The 19,376-nt window shown below is 39.2% G+C and carries 17 protein-coding genes; 14 read left to right on the top strand and 3 right to left on the bottom strand.

Annotated elements, in window-relative coordinates; translation table 11 throughout:
• Positions 1-19: 19 nt before the first annotated feature.
• Genes CLV48_RS00175 through CLV48_RS00165 form a run of 3 tightly spaced genes read right to left on the bottom strand, consistent with a single transcriptional unit; the run spans position 20 to position 4,456 of the window.
• On the bottom strand, positions 20-1,183 hold the full coding sequence (locus CLV48_RS00175; RefSeq protein WP_106565246.1) for a THUMP domain-containing class I SAM-dependent RNA methyltransferase: 1,164 nt from the start codon (positions 1,181-1,183) through the stop codon (positions 20-22).
• Between the two features lie 35 nt (positions 1,184-1,218).
• Positions 1,219-2,064 (bottom strand): DUF4249 domain-containing protein, encoded by an 846-nt coding sequence (locus CLV48_RS00170; RefSeq protein WP_106565245.1) that lies wholly within the window; start codon positions 2,062-2,064, stop codon positions 1,219-1,221.
• A gap of 1 nt (position 2,065) precedes the next feature.
• On the bottom strand, positions 2,066-4,456 hold the full coding sequence (locus CLV48_RS00165; RefSeq protein WP_106565244.1) for a TonB-dependent receptor: 2,391 nt from the start codon (positions 4,454-4,456) through the stop codon (positions 2,066-2,068).
• A gap of 112 nt (positions 4,457-4,568) precedes the next feature.
• On the opposite strand from CLV48_RS00165, the gene CLV48_RS00160 reads away from it, so the two are divergent.
• From CLV48_RS00160 to CLV48_RS00095, 14 genes are all read left to right on the top strand, one after another.
• Complete coding sequence (locus CLV48_RS00160; protein ID WP_106565243.1) at positions 4,569-5,534, top strand: vWA domain-containing protein; 966 nt, start codon at positions 4,569-4,571, stop codon at positions 5,532-5,534.
• A gap of 17 nt (positions 5,535-5,551) precedes the next feature.
• A complete protein-coding gene (locus tag CLV48_RS00155; protein WP_106565242.1) occupies positions 5,552-6,397 on the top strand; it encodes a hypothetical protein in 846 nt (281 codons plus the stop codon).
• 144 nt (positions 6,398-6,541) lie between these two features.
• Positions 6,542-7,720: an acetyl-CoA C-acyltransferase gene (locus CLV48_RS00150; protein WP_106565241.1), complete on the top strand. Its 1,179-nt coding sequence runs from the start codon at positions 6,542-6,544 to the stop codon at positions 7,718-7,720.
• 192 nt (positions 7,721-7,912) lie between these two features.
• Positions 7,913-9,016, top strand: coding sequence for a toxin-antitoxin system YwqK family antitoxin (locus CLV48_RS00145; protein ID WP_106566050.1), 1,104 nt, complete (start codon positions 7,913-7,915; stop codon positions 9,014-9,016).
• A gap of 76 nt (positions 9,017-9,092) precedes the next feature.
• A complete protein-coding gene (locus CLV48_RS00140) occupies positions 9,093-10,028 on the top strand; it encodes a phosphoribosylaminoimidazolesuccinocarboxamide synthase (protein WP_106566049.1) in 936 nt (311 codons plus the stop codon).
• Positions 10,029-10,042: 14 nt separating this feature from the next.
• Positions 10,043-10,426 (top strand): STAS domain-containing protein, encoded by a 384-nt coding sequence (locus CLV48_RS00135; protein WP_106565240.1) that lies wholly within the window; start codon positions 10,043-10,045, stop codon positions 10,424-10,426.
• A complete protein-coding gene (locus tag CLV48_RS00130; protein ID WP_106565239.1) occupies positions 10,423-11,346 on the top strand; it encodes a ribonuclease Z in 924 nt (307 codons plus the stop codon). The genes CLV48_RS00135 and CLV48_RS00130 overlap by 4 nt, the downstream gene beginning before the upstream one ends.
• Positions 11,347-11,369: 23 nt before the next feature.
• Entirely contained in the window at positions 11,370-12,176 is an 807-nt protein-coding gene (locus CLV48_RS00125; protein WP_106565238.1) for a queuosine precursor transporter, read from the top strand.
• Between the two features lie 56 nt (positions 12,177-12,232).
• Positions 12,233-13,156 carry a bile acid:sodium symporter family protein gene (locus CLV48_RS00120; RefSeq protein ID WP_106565237.1) on the top strand — a complete coding sequence of 308 codons (924 nt, stop codon included), beginning with the start codon at positions 12,233-12,235 and terminating at the stop codon, positions 13,154-13,156.
• A gap of 24 nt (positions 13,157-13,180) precedes the next feature.
• A complete protein-coding gene (locus CLV48_RS00115; RefSeq protein WP_106565236.1) occupies positions 13,181-14,191 on the top strand; it encodes a lysophospholipid acyltransferase family protein in 1,011 nt (336 codons plus the stop codon).
• Between the two features lie 92 nt (positions 14,192-14,283).
• Positions 14,284-15,378 (top strand): 4-hydroxyphenylpyruvate dioxygenase, encoded by a 1,095-nt coding sequence (hppD, locus tag CLV48_RS00110; RefSeq protein WP_106565235.1) that lies wholly within the window; start codon positions 14,284-14,286, stop codon positions 15,376-15,378.
• Positions 15,379-15,571: 193 nt separating this feature from the next.
• Entirely contained in the window at positions 15,572-16,693 is a 1,122-nt protein-coding gene (locus CLV48_RS00105) for a DUF4221 family protein (RefSeq protein ID WP_106565234.1), read from the top strand.
• A gap of 109 nt (positions 16,694-16,802) precedes the next feature.
• Positions 16,803-18,536, top strand: a complete 1,734-nt coding sequence (locus tag CLV48_RS00100) for a phospho-sugar mutase (protein ID WP_106565233.1) — start codon at positions 16,803-16,805, stop codon at positions 18,534-18,536.
• Positions 18,537-18,719: 183 nt separating this feature from the next.
• Positions 18,720-19,286 carry a hypothetical protein gene (locus tag CLV48_RS00095; RefSeq protein ID WP_106565232.1) on the top strand — a complete coding sequence of 189 codons (567 nt, stop codon included), beginning with the start codon at positions 18,720-18,722 and terminating at the stop codon, positions 19,284-19,286.
• Positions 19,287-19,376 lie beyond the last annotated feature (90 nt).

Raw genomic sequence — 19,376 nt, 5'->3', positions numbered from 1 at the left:
ATTGACAGCCTCTTGATTTTTATATCTCTTTTTTGCCCTTGAACAACTCATATTTAAGTAAACGGCAATCAATAGTTCCATTATAGAATTCTTTCCTTCTGGAAGTCCTCAATCCAACCCGCTTGGCCAATGCCATATTTCCGGTAAATATATATCCTGAATAGCTGGCACATCTTTGTTTGAGAAAATCACCCATCCTTTTGTATGTATCTCCCAGGTCTCCTTCTTCACCTAATCTTTCCCCATATTCCGGATTAAAAAAGACCACTCCTCCTGCATCTTGGGGCACAGTAGTTTCTTCAAAATCACAAACCTCAAAATCTATCAGATCTTCTACACCTGCAATTCCTGCATTTTCCCTTGCAAACAATACGGCCTGTTCACTGATATCAGAAGCTATAATCCGGAGACCAGGTCTATCAATTACCTTGTCCTCCATCTTTTTCCTGATTTTTTGATAAATTTCTTCACTAAACCCTTTGACATACATAAAACCATAATGGTCTCTGAAAAGTCCAGGAAATCTTTGGGTAGCCATCAATGCGGCTTCAATGGCCAAAGTCCCTGCACCGCACATAGGGTTGATAAAAGGGCTATTTTGGTCCCAATCACTTGCCAAAATAGTGGCTGAAGCCAAAGCTTCTAGCATGGGGGCATGTCCAGGAATTTTTCTATAGCCGTGTTTAGCAATGGTTTCTCCAGAAGTGTTGATGTATAAGGTGGCCTGCTGTTCTTTCCAGAACATTTGGATAACGGCCCCATCCAGGCTTGATCCCGAATTCGGTCTTTTACCAAACTTCTCCCTGAACCTGTCTACAATAGCGTCTTTTATCCTGACATTGACAAACAGGGGATTATTTACGGTCTCATTATCCACATGGGAGATCACAGAAAAATAAGTATCCGGATCAAGGTAATCCTCCCAAGGCAATGCCTTTATTCTTCTGTAAATATCATCAGCTTTGTGGAGGTACAAGGTTTTGATTTCATATAAGACTTGGCTTGCCGTCCTCAAATGCAGATTTAGAAAAATGCAATCGTTCAAAGAGGCAAACAATTCCATGTGGGTTCTTCCTACATATTTGGGGCGAAAACCCAAATCCTGTAGTTCTTGCTCAAGGTAAGGAGCAAAGCGGTCTTTACAGGTTACCGCTACTTTTCCTTTTAGGTCAAAATCAATCATACCCCAAAAGTAATCAAATGTCAGAATTATGGGTTTTAATCTGAGGTTTTTAAGTCCGGACTTATCACCAGGGTCTCAATCAATACCGGGCTTACCATAAAATAACCCAATGCCTCTGTTTTTCCGCTGACCAGTCGAATATTGGAAGCCGGGTTTTGAGGGGGAGGAGAAAACAATCCTCCATCATTAAATAGCAGAGCCACCAATTGGTTTAAATAATCAAATGCATCTCTATTGAGACGGAATAGTTCCAACCTTACTCTATCATTGGCACGAAAGGGAAATCCAGCCAATTCAAAGCCATTGTTTAAGATAGAAGTCCCGAATGTATCATCAAAAAGCAAATAATCATTCCTGCTATTTAGCAAGGTATCGTTTCTGACAATTCGGATTCTGTAATTGTTGTTTTCTGCAAATGGAATATCTCCATAAAGAGTAACATAGTAGCCTTCTTCCCTAAACAACCTGCTGTCCTTAAATTCATACCTTATACTGTCAAGTTTTGGAGGGTGTAATAGCAGACCTTCAGATTGGTATTCATTGTCCTTCCAGCGTACTGTAAGCCTATACTTATCTCCTTTTCTGCCTCGGGCATTATTGAGTGGCAAATACCTTCTTGCTTGCTCCGTATACCGAAACGGCACCACTAAACCTGAATTTAGATTTTGAATAAAAACTGTAGCATCTTTGATCAACTCATTATCTTCTTCTTCATAAAAATCCCTTGACTTACTTAACTTTACATAATTCATGGTTCCCATATCTGTCCAAACAGCCTCGATTACGGGCATGGGATCTACCGTATTCAGCTCCAAAAACACCTCTTCTTGGCAGGAAAAAAAACCAAAACTCAAGATCAATATCAGGATTAGATTTCTCATATCAGAATTGAAAATTATAAGTCAAAGCGGGAAGAAAGGTAAATAAATATGTCATCACTACACCAGGCCTCCTACTAAAAATCTCCTCCCCGGATCTTGGGTCAAAATTAATCTGCTCATTGATAATGTTTGTAAACTGATAAGAAAATGGATTTTTTCTTCCGTATAAATTGTAAACACTGAAATTCCAACTGCCTCTCCATTTTCTTCCTTTGTCTATATTTCTCCATGTTACAGAGGCATCCATACGGTGATAATCAGGAAAGCGATCAGCATTCCTTTGAACCCCGTACAAAGGAACACGCTGATTATCCATTTCATAAGAACCTATTGGGAATGTAACAGCTTGCCCTGTGGTGTAAACAAATGTGAGATTGGTTGACCATCTTTTTGAAAATTCATGATTCAATACCAAAGTTACATCATGTGGTCTATCAAATCTAGGATTGTACCAATCGTCACCGCTGATGCCAACCACTTTCCTCCAAGTCCTCGAATAGGTGTAACCCAACCAACCAGTAGTCTTTCCCATGTTCTTTTTTACCAAAAATTCCAGCCCATATGCATATCCTATACCAGAGAGAATTTCAGTCTCTACATTATCGGTAAATAAAATATTGGCTCCCTGCCTGAGATCAATGATGTTATGAAAATCCTTGTAATAACCCTCCAATGATAGCTCCCATCGGTTATCCTTTAGATTTTTGAACAAACCCAAGGATACCTGATCCCCTCTGATCGGTGGAATATAAGTCCCCGCAGGAATCCAACGATCTATTGGTAATCCTGCAGAACTGTTGGAAGCAACCTGTACATATTGAAAGTTTCGGTTAAATGCTGCTTTTATCGCTAAACTCTCCTGAACCAAATAACGAATGGAAATCCGAGGCTCTAATCCTTGGTAAAATTTCATGTTTTCAAATCTACCAAAAGTTATGCTGTCCAATACGCTTATATTTGGACCTGGGACTCCACCTTCATATACATACTGCACACCAGTTCCCACTTGATTATAAAATCCCCACCTAAGGCCTGATTCCATCGCCAATTTCGAATTCAGTTCTTTGGCAAATGAAATAAATAAATTATTCTGTAACCCGTTTCTTTGATTGGTGGCAATTGGCTCTATATTAGATCCTTCAGAAGGCCGCAAACTAATAGGTGAAAAATGATAAAATTGCGAATGTAAACCCCATTCAAATTGGGTTGTTTCATTGAAAAGCTTAGACCAATGTGCTTTTAGTCCACTTTCAGAAAGGATGTTGTCCCATTCAAATCCTGTATCCGAGTCATCGAAACCCACAAGATAGCGGTATCGACTCCGGTATGCATTCAGATCAAAATAGGTATTCGAATTGATTTTTCTAGCCCAGGTTAAAGAATTGACCCAATTATCCCAGCCAAAGCCAAACTGATTGGAAAGGCCTAAAAAATCAGAACCGAAATAGCTGGAGAAGCTGATTTTATCCCGGTCACCTAACCTGAAAGAGAATTTGCCGCTTAAATCATAAAAAAAAAGAGAGTTGCTGTTTAAATTTTCATCATTTGAAAACCTGAGAAACATATCTGCATAGGTCCGTCTTCCGGACACAGCAAAAGAAGACTTATCCGAAAATAATGGGCCGTCCAAAGTCAACCTCGAACTGATGGTACCAATTCCTCCCTCACCTTTGATTTTTTGGTAATTCCCTTCTCTGAGCGATACGTCCACAACTGAAGATATCCGTCCTCCCAAACTTGCAGGAATATTCCCTTTGTAAAATTCTACCCCTTGGAGTGCATCCGGATTGAATACAGAGAAAAATCCAAAAAAATGGGAGGGATTATACACTGGCGCCCCATCCAGTTGAACAAGGTTCTGATCTGAGGAACCTCCCCGAACAAAAAGCCCTGTTGTGCCCTCCCCTGCTGTCTGCACTCCCGGAAGGAGCTGTAAGCTCCTCAATAAATCCACCTCCCCAAACAAGGCTGGAATGTTTTTGATGGTCTCAATGGGAACAACGGATTTCCCTAAATCAAGACCTTTTACATTTTGGTCGGGAGCCCTCCCCGAGACAATCACCTCATCCAAATTAAGCTCCTCCGGTTTAAGGAAAAACCTTTGAAGTTTTTCTAAATCTTTATTGCTGATATTTCTTACAGATTTTTCAAATCCCAAAAATGAAATCACCAGTTTAGCTGGTAATGGAATAGCTTTAATAGAAAAATTCCCCTCCAAATCTGTTACTACCCCCCCAAGTGGGAAAGACTCCCAGTACACATTTGCCCCAGGTAGTGGCATTTCAGAATCAATTTCAACTACCTTTCCTTTTAAAAATTCACCTTCTTGGGCCCAAATGGCTTGAGGAAGAAAAAGCATCAATAAATAAAAAAACAAAGGTATAACCCTCATACACTCGGTAACGTTTTATTTAATATAACCCTGATTGGGAAATGGCAGTTGAAAATTAGGGCAATATTTTATGAATCCTTTTCTTTTCAGCATTATTTTATAATTTCAGGCCATGATTTGGGCATATCCTGACGTAAAACTGATTATTTGGCTAGCAGTGTTTTTTGCTATGCTATACGCTGTCTATTTATTTAGGTTTTATAGAATCAATAAAAAGCTAAAGGTTAGTACACATAGACTTGTTTTTAAGCTCCTGCTTCGGATTTCTTATTTTGTAATGTTCCTAGTTGCATTAGCCGGACCCTCCATTGGCACATCACTTAAAGAAATTAAAGAAGAGGGAAGGGATATATTTATTGCAATTGACCTATCTCAATCCATGAATGCTACAGATATAGGCCCCAGCAGATTGCAAAGAATAAAATTTGAACTGAAAAACCTTGTCAAAAGATTTGCCGGAGACAGAATTGGATTGATCATCTTTAGCTCTGAAGCTTTTATCCAATGCCCTCTAACTTTTGACCAAAACGTACTCCAACTTCACCTAGATGGCTTAAATACAGGGCTGGTCCCCAATCAAGGTACAGATATCAGTGCTCCCTTAACCATGGCTTTGAGTAAATTTGAAACAGAAGAAAGCAATGGGATCAAATCAAAAACAGTCATTCTTATATCTGATGGGGAAGATTTCGCTGATAATTTCAGAGATCTGACCAATAAATTAAAGGAGCAGGGAATTAAAGTTTTTTCCCTTGGTGTAGGAACCTCCCAGGGAAGTACCATACCAAGAGGTAATGGCCTGATTATTGATCCAAAAACCAACCAACCTGCCATTACACGCTTAGAGCCCAGCAATTTGAAACTTATTGCTAATCAGACCGATGGGCAATATTTTGAGCTTTCGGATGAAGCTCAGGAAATCAACGATCTGATGTTGGCCATTGAAAGGCTGGAAGGAACTGTCACCGGGACGAGGATGATTGAGGCTTCTGCCAATAAATATTTCTATTTCCTGCTTATAGGAATATGTTTGGCAGTTATTGATATGATCCTACCCTTCAAAACCATTAATTTGTAGGCGCTAATTAAATTATAATGATGCTACTGAGATACCTATTTGTGTTCTTGTTATTGCTTCCAAGTTCCTGGACTGAAATCGGAAAAAGAAACAAGGCAATCAAGGAAGCTGCCAAAAGCTATGCTGCTACAGACTATGAAAAATCTGTGGCGGATCACTTGAAGCTATCTTCTGATTTTGGGATCAGCGGCCCAAACGCGAGCTACAATCTTGCCTTGAGTTATCATTATAATGGACAAACAGAAGAAGCCCAAAGAACTTATCAAAGCCTTCAAAGTTCAACAGATAAATTAATAGCTTCATTTGCAGCAAATCAAAACGGCATCATCCTAGCCCAACAGAACAAATATCAGGAAGCATTGACTGCATTCAAATTTGCCCTAATTAAGGATCCTAACAACGAACAGGCAAGATATAACTATGAATTGCTGAGCCGTTGGCTGGAAGAAGACCCCGAAAGACAGCAACAGCAGGAAGATCAGGGTGAAGATCAGGATGAGCAGCAAGATCAGGAGGATCAACAAGATCAAGACCAACAAAAGCAATCTCAGGAAAAGAAAGATGGTGAAGGAGATGAGAAAACGGATGAAGATAAAGCATCCGAATCCCAGAAAAAAGAAGATAAATCAGGGGAAAAGTCCCAAGAAGAAAGGGATTCAGATGAACCATCAGATTTGGAGTCTGACTTAAGTGATAGAGAAAAAGCCATGGAAAAGCTAAAGGAAAAGCTCCAGGAAATGAACCTGACGCCAGAACAAGCTGCCCAGATTTTGGAAGCCATGAATGCTGCAGAACTACGTTATATCCAGCAAAATAGGAAAAAACCAAGCAAAAGACCTGATAGAGGTTTACCGGAATGGTAATTGGCAGCCTTAAACTCTTGATTTAAGCATCAGACCAAAAATGGTTATGAAGAGATAGCGCGTCCTTCATTCAATAGCTATCAAACGTTAAAAAACGAAAAATTGCAAACCTGAAATTTAATTTTCACTTAAATATAAACCCAAATGAAAGAAGTATATATCATAGCAGCTGTCAGAACTCCGCTCGGAAGTTTTGGAAGCAAACTATCAGGTTTGACAGCTGTGGAATTAGGCAGTATTGCCATCAAAGGTGCTTTAAATAAAGCTGGCGTTGATCCCAAAGAAGTGGAAGAAGTAATGATGGGAAATGTAATTTCTGCCAATTTAGGTCAGGCTCCTGCAAGGCAAGCTGCCATTGGTGCAGGTATTGGTTACCATGTCCCATGTACTACCATCAACAAAGTATGCTCTTCAGGAATGAAAGCCGTTATGTTTGGAGCACAGTCAATCATGACCGGGCAAAATGACCTGGTCGTAGCAGGTGGTATGGAAAGTATGTCGAATGTCCCTTACTATGTTCCCAAGGCAAGGTTTGGCTACAAATACGGAAATGCTGAATTGGTAGATGGCCTTGTAAAAGATGGGCTTTTTGAGGTTTATTACAAATTTCCAATGGGAAATTGTGCTGATCATACTGCGAAGGAGATGAAAATCAGCCGAGAGGATCAGGACAATTATGCCATTCAATCCTATACCCGTGCAGCGGAAGCTTGGAAGTCCGGAGCATTTAAAGATGAAGTGGTACCTGTTGAAATCACTGGCAGAAAAGGGGAAACTATTATTGTAGACGAAGATGAAGAATTCAAGAATGTTGTCTTCGACAAAATTCCTTCACTAAGACCTGTATTTGAAAAAGACGGAACTGTAACTGCCGCAAACGCTTCTACCATGAATGATGGCGCCTCTGCATTGGTATTGGCAAGCAAAGAGAAAGTCGAGGAATTGGGCTTGAAACCAATTGCCAAAATCAGAGGGTTTGCAGATGCAGCACAGGATCCACTTTGGTTTACTACAGCCCCTGCCCTGGCAATCCCAAAAGCTATCAAAAATGCCGGGATTTCGGAAGGAGATGTGGATTTCTATGAAATAAATGAAGCGTTTTCAGCAGTGGCTATTGCCAACCAAAGACAATTGAACCTGGATATGGACAAACTGAATGTGTATGGCGGGGCTGTATCATTGGGTCATCCACTGGGTGCATCGGGAGCCCGAATTATAGCAACACTCAATTCAGTCCTTCATCAAAAAAATGGAAAAATTGGTGTCGCAGGAATTTGCAACGGCGGAGGTGGTGCATCTGCTATTGTAATTGAAAAAGTCTGAAAACCTTAATATGATTATCCGCAATCATACCACTACCTGAATTTCATGGAATTTACCTGTAAATTAGAACCCTATACAGGAAACGCTTGTCCACCAAGGTGGATCCAATACCAATAATTATCAGTGTGGTTAAAAACCGCATTTGTAATGATTACCGGTTTCATTGCGGATAACATAAACTTAAATATTGTAATGAGTCATATCAAATTGTTTTGTTCTTTATTTTTTCTCCTATCGGTCCAGAAGATTGTAGCTCAGGACTTGGTCAGGACTTATTATGATGAATATAAGCAATTGATAAAGGAGGTTTATCAAACATCCAATGGAATACCACAAGGTGACTACCGTCTCTATTATGAGGACGGTAGTCTTGCTGTTACCGGTCAACTCATTAATGGAAAAAAAGAAGGCCTTTTTGTGGATTATTTCCCAGGTACTTTGGATACACTTCGAAAAGTGAACTATGTTAATAACCTAAGGGAAGGTCCAACGACTAGTTTTTACAAAAACGGCACAATATCCCAAAAAGCAAGTTTTGTCCAGAACAAACTGAATGGGGAAGTGCTTACTTTTTACGAAAATGGGAGTTTAAAGCAAAAAGCCAATTTCAAAAATAACCAACCTAATGGTTTGACTTATACTTATGATGAAGAGGGTGGACTTATAGAAAAAACACCATTTTCAGAAGGTGTTATCCATGGAATTAAAGAAATTTATGATGGTGACGGAATATTAGTATCCATCACAACTTATAATATGGGAGTCATTCATGGCTTACAGGAAAACTATTTTCCAAGTGGAAAGGTTAGAGCCAGGTTTCAATATAAAAACGGTTATCAGCATGGAGAGACCGTGGCTTATTACCCCAATGGGCAAATAGCCCGCCAAGGTAAATACCAGAATGGAAATCCGGTTGGACAGTTCAAAAGTTTTTTTGAAAATGGAAAAATTGAAGAGACCGTACTTTACAAGAAGGGGCTGCCTTCCGGTGAAGTGGTGGCCTATTATGAAAATGGAGCAATAAGGGAAAGAGCTAAATATAACAAAGACGGTCAATTGGAAAGTTTACTGGGATTCTATGAAAACGGTAAACCGGAAAGGGAGATTTACTTTAAAGGAGGAAAAGAAGAAGGGTTGGCTAAATTTTATTACTCCTCCGGCCAAGTGAGGGAAGTCCGTCCCTATCGCATTGGTATGCTACATGGAATGCAATTGTTTTTCTTGGAGGATGGCACCCTAACCAGCGAGAAAAAGTATATTGAAGGCAAATTGGTTTCATCGATTGACCATCAATAAAGTTTTTATAAAGTTTTAAGAAAAACAATCATCCAAAACGAGGTGCTTTTTCTATTTTTGTTCAACCGTAATGAATATGAGCGCAGCAATCAAAGAAACCCATTTTCAATTTCCTGGACAGATAGGCTTTTATAAAGGAAAAGTCCGAGATGTCTATATCTTCGAAGACAAATTGGCCGTCGTAGCATCGGACAGGATTTCAGCATTTGATGTTGTCCTGCCAAGAGCTATTCCGCATAAAGGTCAAGTCCTCAATCAAATTGCTGCAAAATTTCTTCAGGCCACAGCTGCAATAGTTCCCAATTGGGTTACTTCTGTACCACATCCTCAAGTTACAGTTGGAAAAAAATGCGAACCCTTCAAAGTAGAGATGGTCATAAGGGGATATCTTGCAGGACACGCTGCACGGGAATATAAAGCAGGTAAAAGAACGCTTTGCGGTGTTGCTTTACCAGATGGCTTAAGGGAAAATGACAAATTGCCACAACCCATCATTACCCCTACCACAAAAGCCTCTGAGGGACATGATGAAGATATTTCAAAAGAAGAAATTTTGGCAAAAGGAATCGTTAGCCCTGAAGATTACGCTGTTCTTGAAAAATATACCCATGCCCTATTTGAAAAAGGTAGTCAAATGGCCTTGGAAAAAGGTCTAATCCTGGTTGATACGAAGTATGAGTTTGGGAAATATGGAGATGAAATCCTTTTGATTGATGAGATCCATACGCCAGATTCCTCCAGGTATTTCTACGCCGAAGGATATGAAGCACTCCAAGAAGCAGGACTTCCACAAAAACAATTGTCCAAAGAATTTGTCCGCCAATGGTTGATTCAAAATGGATTCCAGGGAAAAGAAGGACAAAGTGTCCCAAATATGCCAGATGATTTTGTCAATCAAATTTCCGAAAGGTATATTGAATTATATGAAAAAATCACTGGAGATAAATTTGTAAAGTCAGCAAACAATGATTTGGAAAAGAGCATTGAAACTGCCATTTTAAACCAACTTTAAGAAACAAAAATATTATGAAATATACTGTAGATAAAAAAGAGCAATTTGTGATCTTTACTCCAATGGAGGAAAAATTGGATTCCGCATTGTCTCCCAAATTAAAGTCTGAACTATTGACAGTTCATGCTGAAGGTTATAACAACCTCATTATTGACATGAGCCATGTAAAATATGCTGATTCTAGTGGGCTGAGTGCTTTATTGGTAGGTAATAGGGAGTTTAGCCGTAATGGGGGAATTTTTATAGTAGCCGGTCTTCAGGATCATGTTATGAAGTTGATTAAGATTTCTATGCTAGATAAGGTTTTTCATATTGTAGAAACCCTGGAAGAGGCTGCTGAAGCCATATTTATGCATGAAATTGATGCAGAAAACGAAGAGGAGGAAGAAGAAGATTGAGCTTAGATTTTCAGGTAACTGTATTAGGGTCAAACTCCGCGATACCATCACATGGGAGAAATCAAAGCTCCCAATTGGTTAATATTGCCAATAATTATTTGCTGATAGATTGCGGAGAAGGCACCCAAATCCAACTCAGAAAATTCAAACTCAAGTTTTCAAAAATTGACTTTATTTTCATTTCCCATCTTCATGGAGACCATTACTTTGGGTTAATGGGATTGATTTCCAGTTTTCACCTCAACAAAAGGTCAAAACTATTGACCATCTTTGGTCCAAATGGCTTAGATGAAATCATCACCGTCCAGCTGAGACATTCCAATACCCGACTTAATTTCCCGCTGAGATTTGTTCCTACAAATCCCGATCAAAAGGAATTGATCCTTGAAGAAAAGCATTTAAAAGTTTTTAGCTTTCCGCTCAAACATAGACTACCCTGCACAGGTTTCTTAATTCAGGAAAAACCAGGACTTAGGAATCTGATCAAAGAAAAACTCATAGAAAATAAGCTTCCCATCGAAGCTATTCACCAATTAAGGGAAGGTAGAGATTTTACCGATGAAGATGGCAACATTATTTATGGGGTAGAAGAGTATGCCCATCCTCAAAGAAAATTGAGAACATATGCCTATTGCTCGGACACAATTTATGATCCAGAACTCATACCTTACATTTCAGGAGCAGATTTGCTCTACCATGAAGCAACATTTGGTAATGATGAGGAACATAGGGCTACAGAGACTTACCACAGCACCGCTGCCCAAGCAGGAAAAATAGCAAGTGCGGCTGGCGTTAGAAAGTTATTGTTAGGCCATTACTCTACCCGTTATCTTGACCTAAGCCCGATTTTGGATGAAGCTAAAGCTGAATTCCCACATTCTTATTTAAGCGAGGAAGGTGTCACATACAGTATAGATTGATCCTTCCTTTTACTCAATAAAACATGGAAAACACTATACAAGAAAAGGAGTTTCAATCTAAAAAAACTAACCTTTTCATCATTCTGAGCGGTATTTTTCTTACCAATGCCATCCTTGCCGAAATCATCGGAGTTAAAATTTTTTCCGGTGAACTGACATTAGGCTGGGAACCTGCAGGTTGGACAATATTCGGGGACTATATTTTGGACTTCAACCTGACCGCTGGTGCAGTTATCTGGCCTGTTGTATTTGTGACTACAGACATCATAAATGAGTATTATGGAAAAAAAGGGGTCAGAAAGATCAGTTTTGTAACCGCATTTTTTATTGCTTACATCTTTTTTGTAATTGCAGGTGTGACACAGCTTCCCCCGGCTCCCTTTTGGTTGGATGTCAATAGTCCTGATGCAGAGGGAAATCCCTTCAATATCAATTATGCTTTCAATATCATCTTCAGACAGGGATTGGGTATCATCATCGGTTCATTGACCGCCTTTTTATTGGGCCAGTTGATTGATGTGTACGTATTTCAAAAACTACGGAAAATCACAGGACCAAAAATGATCTGGTTAAGGGCCACCGGTTCCACATTGGTATCCCAATTTATTGACTCTTTCGTGGTTCTGGGCATCGCTTTTTATGTATTTGGTAATTGGTCATGGGCTCAGGTAGCTTCAGTTGGGATCATCAATTATGTTTACAAATTCTCAGTAGCCATTCTACTGACTCCTTTACTTTATTTGGGGCATTACCTCATTGACCAATATTTAGGTAAAGACATAGCAGAGAAGATGACAAAAGAAGCTTCTTCTGATACCTCATTCCTGTAAACTTGTCTTTTTAAAGAGGTCTGACTACCTTCCAAAAATATTCTTACCCATCGCCTATGCAGGAAGCTCTAGACACAAGCAGACTCAATTTCAATCAAGATTCACTTCTTATTCTAAATATTTCTTTGGCCATCATCATGTTTGGTGTGGCCTTGGACCTCAGGGTATCAGATTTCAGATATGTTGCCAAACATCCTAAGGCTTTCACAGCAGGATTACTTTCACAGTTTTTATTTTTACCTGCCCTGACTTTAATATTGGTCCATATTTTGGAACCCCCTCCTTCTGTAGCTTTGGGGATGTTGTTGGTAGCCGCCTGTCCTGGGGGCAACATATCAAACTTCATGACCCATTTAGCAAGAGGAAATACAGCCCTTTCAGTATCTCTGACTGCTTTTTCCACTGCCTTTTCAGTAATTTTAACCCCACTGAACTTTGGGTTTTGGTCAAGGCTTTATGGACCTTCGGCTTCGCTTTTAAAGGAAATTTCACTTCCTTTTTTTGATGTTTTTCAGACCGTTGCGCTGATTCTGGGTATTCCATTGGTGCTCGGAATGTATATCAACACCCTATATCCTGAATGGTCTTTAAAAGCTACAAAAATTTTAAAACCAATGAGCATGCTGATTTTTGTTGGTTTTGTGGTTATTGCATTCATTGGTAACTATGACCTTTTTATCCGGTTCATTGCATTGATATTTGTATGGGTATTGGCCCATAATTTCCTGGCGCTTGCAGGAGGATTCTTTACTGCCAAGAGTTTTGGCTTGTCCCTCGAAGACACTAAAACTTTGACCATTGAGACTGGCATTCAGAATTCTGGATTGGCTTTGGTACTTATTTTCACTTATTTTGAAGGTTTGGGGGGAATGGCCATCATTGCTGCTTGGTGGGGTATCTGGCACATTATCTCCGGAATGACGGTAGCCACCATCTGGAAAACTTTCCAAAGCCGAAAGACTTTATCTGTCAGCGGTTGAAATTGGCAAAAGAAAAAAACAATCATGAAAAATGCCTTTAACTCCCTGCTGAAAAGGGCTGTTTGGTTTGCACTGCATCTATTTTTCAAAAAAATCTCTGTCTTTGGGAAGGAAAATCTTCCAAAGGGAAAAGCAGTGCTGATAGTAGCTAATCATCAAAATGCATTGATTGATCCCATATTGATAGCTACCCATACCCAACTTAACCCTCATTTTTTAACCCGTGCCTCAGCTTTTAAGCATCCCATTGCATCCAAGCTATTGGCCTTTATCCGAATGATTCCAATTTACCGGGTCAGGGACGGCATTGACAATATGGGCAAAAACAAAGAAACCTTTGAAAAATCTGTGAAAATCCTGTCCAATAATGGCTCTCTCTTGATCTTTGGGGAAGGCAACCACGATTTGCACAGGAGTTTAAGACCTCTTAAGAAAGGCTTTGCGAGAATCGCTTTCCAGACCTTAGATGAAAACCCTGAGTTGGAACTTCTCATTTTGCCCATAGGCATCAATTATGGCAACCATAAAAAATCAGGAACTAAGGTAGGCATTTACATTGGTGAAGCATTTCCAGCCAATACTTATTATCCTAAAAACTATGAGGGCATTATCAAAGAGACAACAATTAGGCTCAGCCCATTGGTAACGACTATTCCAAGAGAACATTACAGCCAATGGCTGAAAAAGATGAACAATGAAAAAATAGACCTAACCGATCCAGCATTAGTAAAACAATTTATTGAAGGCCAAGAATTAAGTCAAGAAAATGAAACTTCATCAGGCCCCTATTTGGCCAACAAAGTAATGAAAGTATTTCATTTTCCGGTTTACTGGATTTGGCTTTGGGTTAAGGGAAAGATAAAAGATCCTACTTTCACAGCAACTTTCAAATTTGTCATTGGATTGGTCTTTGTCCCCATTTGGTATATTTTCATTTTTTTCGGCTTCCCAAGCCTAGGCTGGACTTCTTGGGTATTACCTTGGGCTTTTCTCAGCATAGTCTATTTGCTTAGCAATTCCAATGGCCAGGCATAAGCTTCCCTTCCTTTAGACATAGGAATCCTTATAAAGCTTCTCCAAATTTGCTATCTTTGCACCAAGAATTGTAAACCCAAAAAACACATCACATGGAACAGGATTTCCTTCCCATCAATGGGACCGACTATGTAGAACTGTACGTAGGTAATGCTAAACAATCCGCACTTTATTACCAATATGCTTTTGGATACGAACTGATCGCTTATTCCGGTCCTGAAACAGGCGTCAGGGACAGGGCTTCTTATGTTTTGAAGCAGGATAAAATCAGACTGGTTCTTACCACCCCTCTTCAGGAAAACCACCCTATCGCTGACCATATCAAAAAACATGGAGATGGCGTAAAAGTATTGGCGCTCTGGGTAGATGATGCCGAAAAATCCTGGAAAGAAACCACTTCCAGAGGTGCTGTATCTTATGAAGCACCGAAAACATTGACTGATGAGTTTGGTGAAGTGAAAGTAGCTTCCATCAGAACTTATGGAGAGACCATCCATACTTTTGTAGAAAGGAAAAATTATACTGGTGTTTTCCTTCCTGGATTTAAGGAAAGAAAAAGTGAATATAAAGCCACTCCAATTGGCTTAAAATACATTGACCATTGCGTAGGCAATGTAGGTTGGGGCGAAATGAACAAATGGGTGGATTTCTATGAAAAAGTGATGGGCTTCAACCTCCTGATCACTTTTGATGACAAGGATATTTCCACAGAATATTCTGCCCTGATGTCCAAGGTGGTATCCAATGGCAATGGGTATATCAAATTCCCCATCAATGAGCCAGCTGAAGGCAAGAAAAAATCCCAGATTGAAGAGTATTTGGATTTTTACAACGGCCCAGGCGTTCAGCACATGGCCATTGCTACCGATGACATTATCCATACAGTATCTGAATTGAGAAAAAGAGGCGTCGAATTCCTGGAAGTACCAGCAGTCTATTATGATGATTTGTTCGAAAGGGTCGGGAAAATAGACGAAGACCTTCAACCGTTGAAAGACCTAAACATTCTGGTGGACAGAGATGAAGAAGGTTACCTTTTGCAGATCTTTACCAAACCTGTTCAGGACAGGCCTACCCTTTTCTATGAAATCATTCAGAGAAAAGGAGCCCGTTCCTTCGGAAAAGGAAACTTCAAAGCATTGTTTGAAGCTATAGAAAGAGAACAGGAACTGAGAGGAAACCTGTAATCTTATCATAAATATTAAAATCCAGCATTTTCTAAGGATCAAATTAAGACTTAGAAATGCTGGATTTTTTTTTGTTTTCTGCTTTCAATGAAGATTCCGTCCTTTTAATTAGGAAACTTCACCAACTAATTTCCCGGAACTTCTTTTGATTTTTACAACTATTTTTTTATTCTTGTTAAAAACTATTTAGTCTATGAAAAATCTAAAACTCCTCATCATCATTTTTTTCATTACAGCCTGTGGTAAAAACGGTGAGAAAACGGGCAGTTCCGGTGAATTTTCCTTTAAAATTGAGCAGGATACTGTAACCATAGATTCAAAAGGCAAGCTCATCATGACGGCAGTAAACATGGTGAATTTTGATTTAAATCCAGAAAAAGACAGACTTTTTTGTTTTGATAGGAAAAGCCATTCTCTGGAAATCATCGACCTACAAAAGCTGGTATTATTGGACCAAGTGGAGTTTGCAAAAGACGGACCTGATGCGCTTAGTGGTTTTCAGCAAAAGCTTATTGCATTGGAAAACAATAAAATCTTCATCATGGGCCTTGAAAAAAGCGGGATTTATACTACCGAGGGAAAATTGATTAAAGAAATACCCCTCAGCCCAAAAGATTATCAAATACCTGATCACATCGGGAATTTCGGATTCAAAAACGATCTGGTGTTCCTCAATGATTCCACCATTTTGACAGGACTTTTGAGTGTACAGGAAATCCAACCTTATCTTGTAAAACTACAGTTGGGCCTTAGAGAATTGAATTTAATCAATTTCGATCCCATCAAAGATTTTGAAAAATTTAAAATTGAGCTTGAAAATCCAAAAATCAATTATTTCGGAAAAATATACCATGTAAAGGTTGGAGACAAGGTGCTTATATCTTCAAATTTTGTCAATGAAATATACTTATTGGATCCTGAAACTGAAGAATTAACTCATTTTGAATTTAAAAGTACATTGACTCCTGACACCAAATCACCCACTTATAAGTCCTTGGTTTCTACACCTGAAGATTTCAGGAACGAAATGAGAATAGTGGAAGAACAAATAGAATTTGGTAAATGGTATTGGGACGATCATAATCAAACTTTTCTAAGATTATCTTATTACAGGATCCCAAATCAGGAAGACGGAAAGAAAGCTAATGTTTACCTGACTGTATTTGATCAAGAATTCAAGATGTTGGGGGAAATGCAAGTACCCGGTTACAATAAAGTTCCTGGGAATTTATTTGTAAAGGATGGTATGATTTGGTTCCATGAAAACATTGATGATGAATTGGGTTTCGTCAGGCTCAAAATCATAATCGGATAGGAAAATAAATTTTGTATTTCTTGCCTTTTTTGTGCTTAAATCACATCTATCCATGGCAATTTTTGGCTAAATCTTTATCTTGGAATTTCATTTAAACTTTTTACAAAAAATGACAGCAATAGATCCCAATATCATAGCCAAAGCACAAAGCTGGCTGAACGGTAACATTGATCAAAAAAGCAAACAAGAAATACAGGCATTATTGGATGCTCCTGATAAAACAGAATTGATTGATTCATTTTATAGAGACCTGGAATTTGGTACAGGTGGGCTCAGGGGCATCATGGGTGTGGGTTCAAACCGGATGAACGTATACACTGTGGCAATGGCTACCCAGGGTCTTGCCAATTATCTGTTGGAAAGCTTCCCTAATCAAGAAATCAAGGTGGCCATTACCCATGACTGTAGGATCAACAATACGCTCTTTGCAGATACCACAGCCAATGTGTTTACAGCCAATGGCATCAAAGTCAAATATTTCAGGGAATTGCGCCCTACCCCAATGCTTTCCTTTGCCATCCGTTATTTTGGTTGCCAAAGCGGTGTAATGGTAACAGCCTCCCATAACCCGAAAGAATACAATGGCTATAAGGCTTATTGGAATGACGGTGGCCAAGTGGTAGCACCTCATGACAATAACATCATTGCAGAGGTACAAAAAATCACTTCCATGGATGATGTCAAATGGGAAAAGAATGACGCACTGATTGAGTATATAGAGTCTGATTTTGATCAGATTTACTTGAACGAAGTCAAAAAACTCAGTCTCTCCCCCTTGGAAAACGGCCTTCAGAAAGAAATGCCTATTGTCTTCTCTCCTATCCATGGAGCTTCAGGCAAAATGGTTCCTGCAGCCTTAAAAACTTTTGGATTCCAAAACATCCATGTAGTCAAGGAACAAGCTGAGCCCAATGGTAATTTTCCTACTGTAATATACCCTAACCCGGAAGAAGCTGAGGCACTGACCATGGCTTTGGAATTGGGTAAAAAAGTAAATGCCCAACTGGTCCTGGCCTGTGATCCAGATGGAGACCGATATGCTGCTTGTGTACCAGATGGTAAAGGCGGATTTGAACTACTTAACGGTAACCAGACAGGTTCCTTATTGACCTATTACCTTCTTAGCAAATGGAAAGAGCAAGGCAGATTGACCGGAAATGAATTCATGGTAAATACCATCGTCACTACTGAATTGATCGATGAAATCTGCAAAGGTTTTGGAGTGACCTGCTTTTCGGTATTGACCGGATTTAAAAACATTGCAGAAGTGATCAGAAATCTAGAAGGTAAAAAACAGTATATCGGAGGCGGAGAAGAAAGCTATGGTTACCTGGTCGGTGATTTTGTCAGGGATAAAGATGGAGTTTCTGCCTGTGCGATGGTAGCAGAAATTGTTGCCTACTACAGGACCAAAGGCATGAGCATTCAGGATGTACTGGCTGAAATTTATATGAACTTTGGGTTCTACAAAGAATCCCTGATTTCTGTAACCAAAAAAGGAAAAGACGGAGCTGAGCAGATTCAGAAACTTATGGCTGATTTTAGGAAAAACAGACCTACAGAAATGAATGGATTGAAAGTAGTGAAAATAGTTGACGTCAAAGAAAGTAAGGTCTATGACATTGCCAAAGGAACTGAATCTGTACTTAAAATGGATAAGTCCAATGTGATACAGTTCTATTTAGAAGATGGAAGTAAAATTTCTGCAAGACCTTCAGGAACTGAGCCTAAAATCAAATATTATTTCTCTGTCAATGAATTGCTGCCTAACAGAGCTGCTTATGATGCAGTTTCAGCCTCTCTTGACAAAAAATTGGAGGGCCTAAAAAAATACTTCCAATAAAATCGTATTATTTCAAAAGATAAAAGCACAATAGGTTTGGAAAACCCTCAAATCTATTGTGCTTAACTTTTTTTAAGTCCATCTCATCGAGATAAATATAATTTTACCTTAATTTTGATCCTAACAAGTAAACAAGAGACTGTCACAAATCGTCTTGTTATTGGCTTAATAATTACAACCAAAATGAACGCTTTAAGAAATTACCTGGTATTGTTGCTTATATTCCTTGTCTTTTCTTCCTGTGAAAAGGATAATAGACCTGATTTCTATTACCGTTTCAAATTTGAAGGGGTGCAAAGAGAATTTAAAGCCACATCGGAAGCCGATATCATATTTATTGATACTCCAAGCGGTCTAAAATTGGCCACTTTCACAATGGTAAGTGGAAAGGATACCAAGAAAAATTCTATGGTCATTGGGTTAAGGTATACCGGTGATTTGGAGAGAACCTATGAAATGCAAAATCCAATTATGGTCAATGGGGTTCTGGCCCCAACCCTGACATTTGTCTATTACGATGAAAATGGCAGAGCATATCTTGCCAGCTTACTTCAGAGTGAAAACTTAGGAGCCAGAGACGATGGGAAGTTGACTTTCACAGACCTTACAGTTGAAGGGGCATATGGGACATTCGAAGCGATTGTATTTGACCCATTGGAATCTACAAGCGAACTATCAGCTCGTAAGGCATTTAAAATTACTGATGGAGAATTCTTTTTACCCATGGTGGCATCAATCCGAACAGAGTAATATTTGATGATATATTCATTTTATCAATTTCCCATTATCTAAGAAAAAGGGTGGTTATAAGATCTGGTAATAAATGAAGGCATATAAGAA

The organism is Cecembia rubra (assembly GCF_003014575.1).
GTDB lineage: Bacteria > Bacteroidota > Bacteroidia > Cytophagales > Cyclobacteriaceae > Cecembia_A > Cecembia_A rubra.
The sequence above is the reverse complement of the archived record's forward strand: the minus strand, read 5'-3'. Positions and strand labels throughout refer to the sequence as shown.

Excerpts from the sequence above, each read along its gene's own strand:
- CLV48_RS00175 (WP_106565246.1), bottom strand. The coding sequence starts at position 1,183 with ATGATTGATTTTGACCTAAAAGGAAAAGTAGCGGTAACCTGTAAAGAC.
- CLV48_RS00170 (WP_106565245.1), bottom strand. The coding sequence starts at position 2,064 with ATGAGAAATCTAATCCTGATATTGATCTTGAGTTTTGGTTTTTTTTCC.
- CLV48_RS00165 (WP_106565244.1), bottom strand. The coding sequence starts at position 4,456 with ATGAGGGTTATACCTTTGTTTTTTTATTTATTGATGCTTTTTCTTCCT.
- CLV48_RS00160 (WP_106565243.1), top strand. The coding sequence starts at position 4,569 with ATGATTTGGGCATATCCTGACGTAAAACTGATTATTTGGCTAGCAGTG.
- CLV48_RS00155 (WP_106565242.1), top strand. The coding sequence starts at position 5,552 with ATGATGCTACTGAGATACCTATTTGTGTTCTTGTTATTGCTTCCAAGT.
- CLV48_RS00150 (WP_106565241.1), top strand. The coding sequence starts at position 6,542 with ATGAAAGAAGTATATATCATAGCAGCTGTCAGAACTCCGCTCGGAAGT.
- CLV48_RS00145 (WP_106566050.1), top strand. The coding sequence starts at position 7,913 with ATGAGTCATATCAAATTGTTTTGTTCTTTATTTTTTCTCCTATCGGTC.
- CLV48_RS00140 (WP_106566049.1), top strand. The coding sequence starts at position 9,093 with ATGAGCGCAGCAATCAAAGAAACCCATTTTCAATTTCCTGGACAGATA.
- CLV48_RS00135 (WP_106565240.1), top strand. The coding sequence starts at position 10,043 with ATGAAATATACTGTAGATAAAAAAGAGCAATTTGTGATCTTTACTCCA.
- CLV48_RS00125 (WP_106565238.1), top strand. The coding sequence starts at position 11,370 with ATGGAAAACACTATACAAGAAAAGGAGTTTCAATCTAAAAAAACTAAC.
- CLV48_RS00120 (WP_106565237.1), top strand. The coding sequence starts at position 12,233 with ATGCAGGAAGCTCTAGACACAAGCAGACTCAATTTCAATCAAGATTCA.
- CLV48_RS00115 (WP_106565236.1), top strand. The coding sequence starts at position 13,181 with ATGAAAAATGCCTTTAACTCCCTGCTGAAAAGGGCTGTTTGGTTTGCA.
- hppD (WP_106565235.1), top strand. The coding sequence starts at position 14,284 with ATGGAACAGGATTTCCTTCCCATCAATGGGACCGACTATGTAGAACTG.
- CLV48_RS00105 (WP_106565234.1), top strand. The coding sequence starts at position 15,572 with ATGAAAAATCTAAAACTCCTCATCATCATTTTTTTCATTACAGCCTGT.
- CLV48_RS00100 (WP_106565233.1), top strand. The coding sequence starts at position 16,803 with ATGACAGCAATAGATCCCAATATCATAGCCAAAGCACAAAGCTGGCTG.
- CLV48_RS00095 (WP_106565232.1), top strand. The coding sequence starts at position 18,720 with ATGAACGCTTTAAGAAATTACCTGGTATTGTTGCTTATATTCCTTGTC.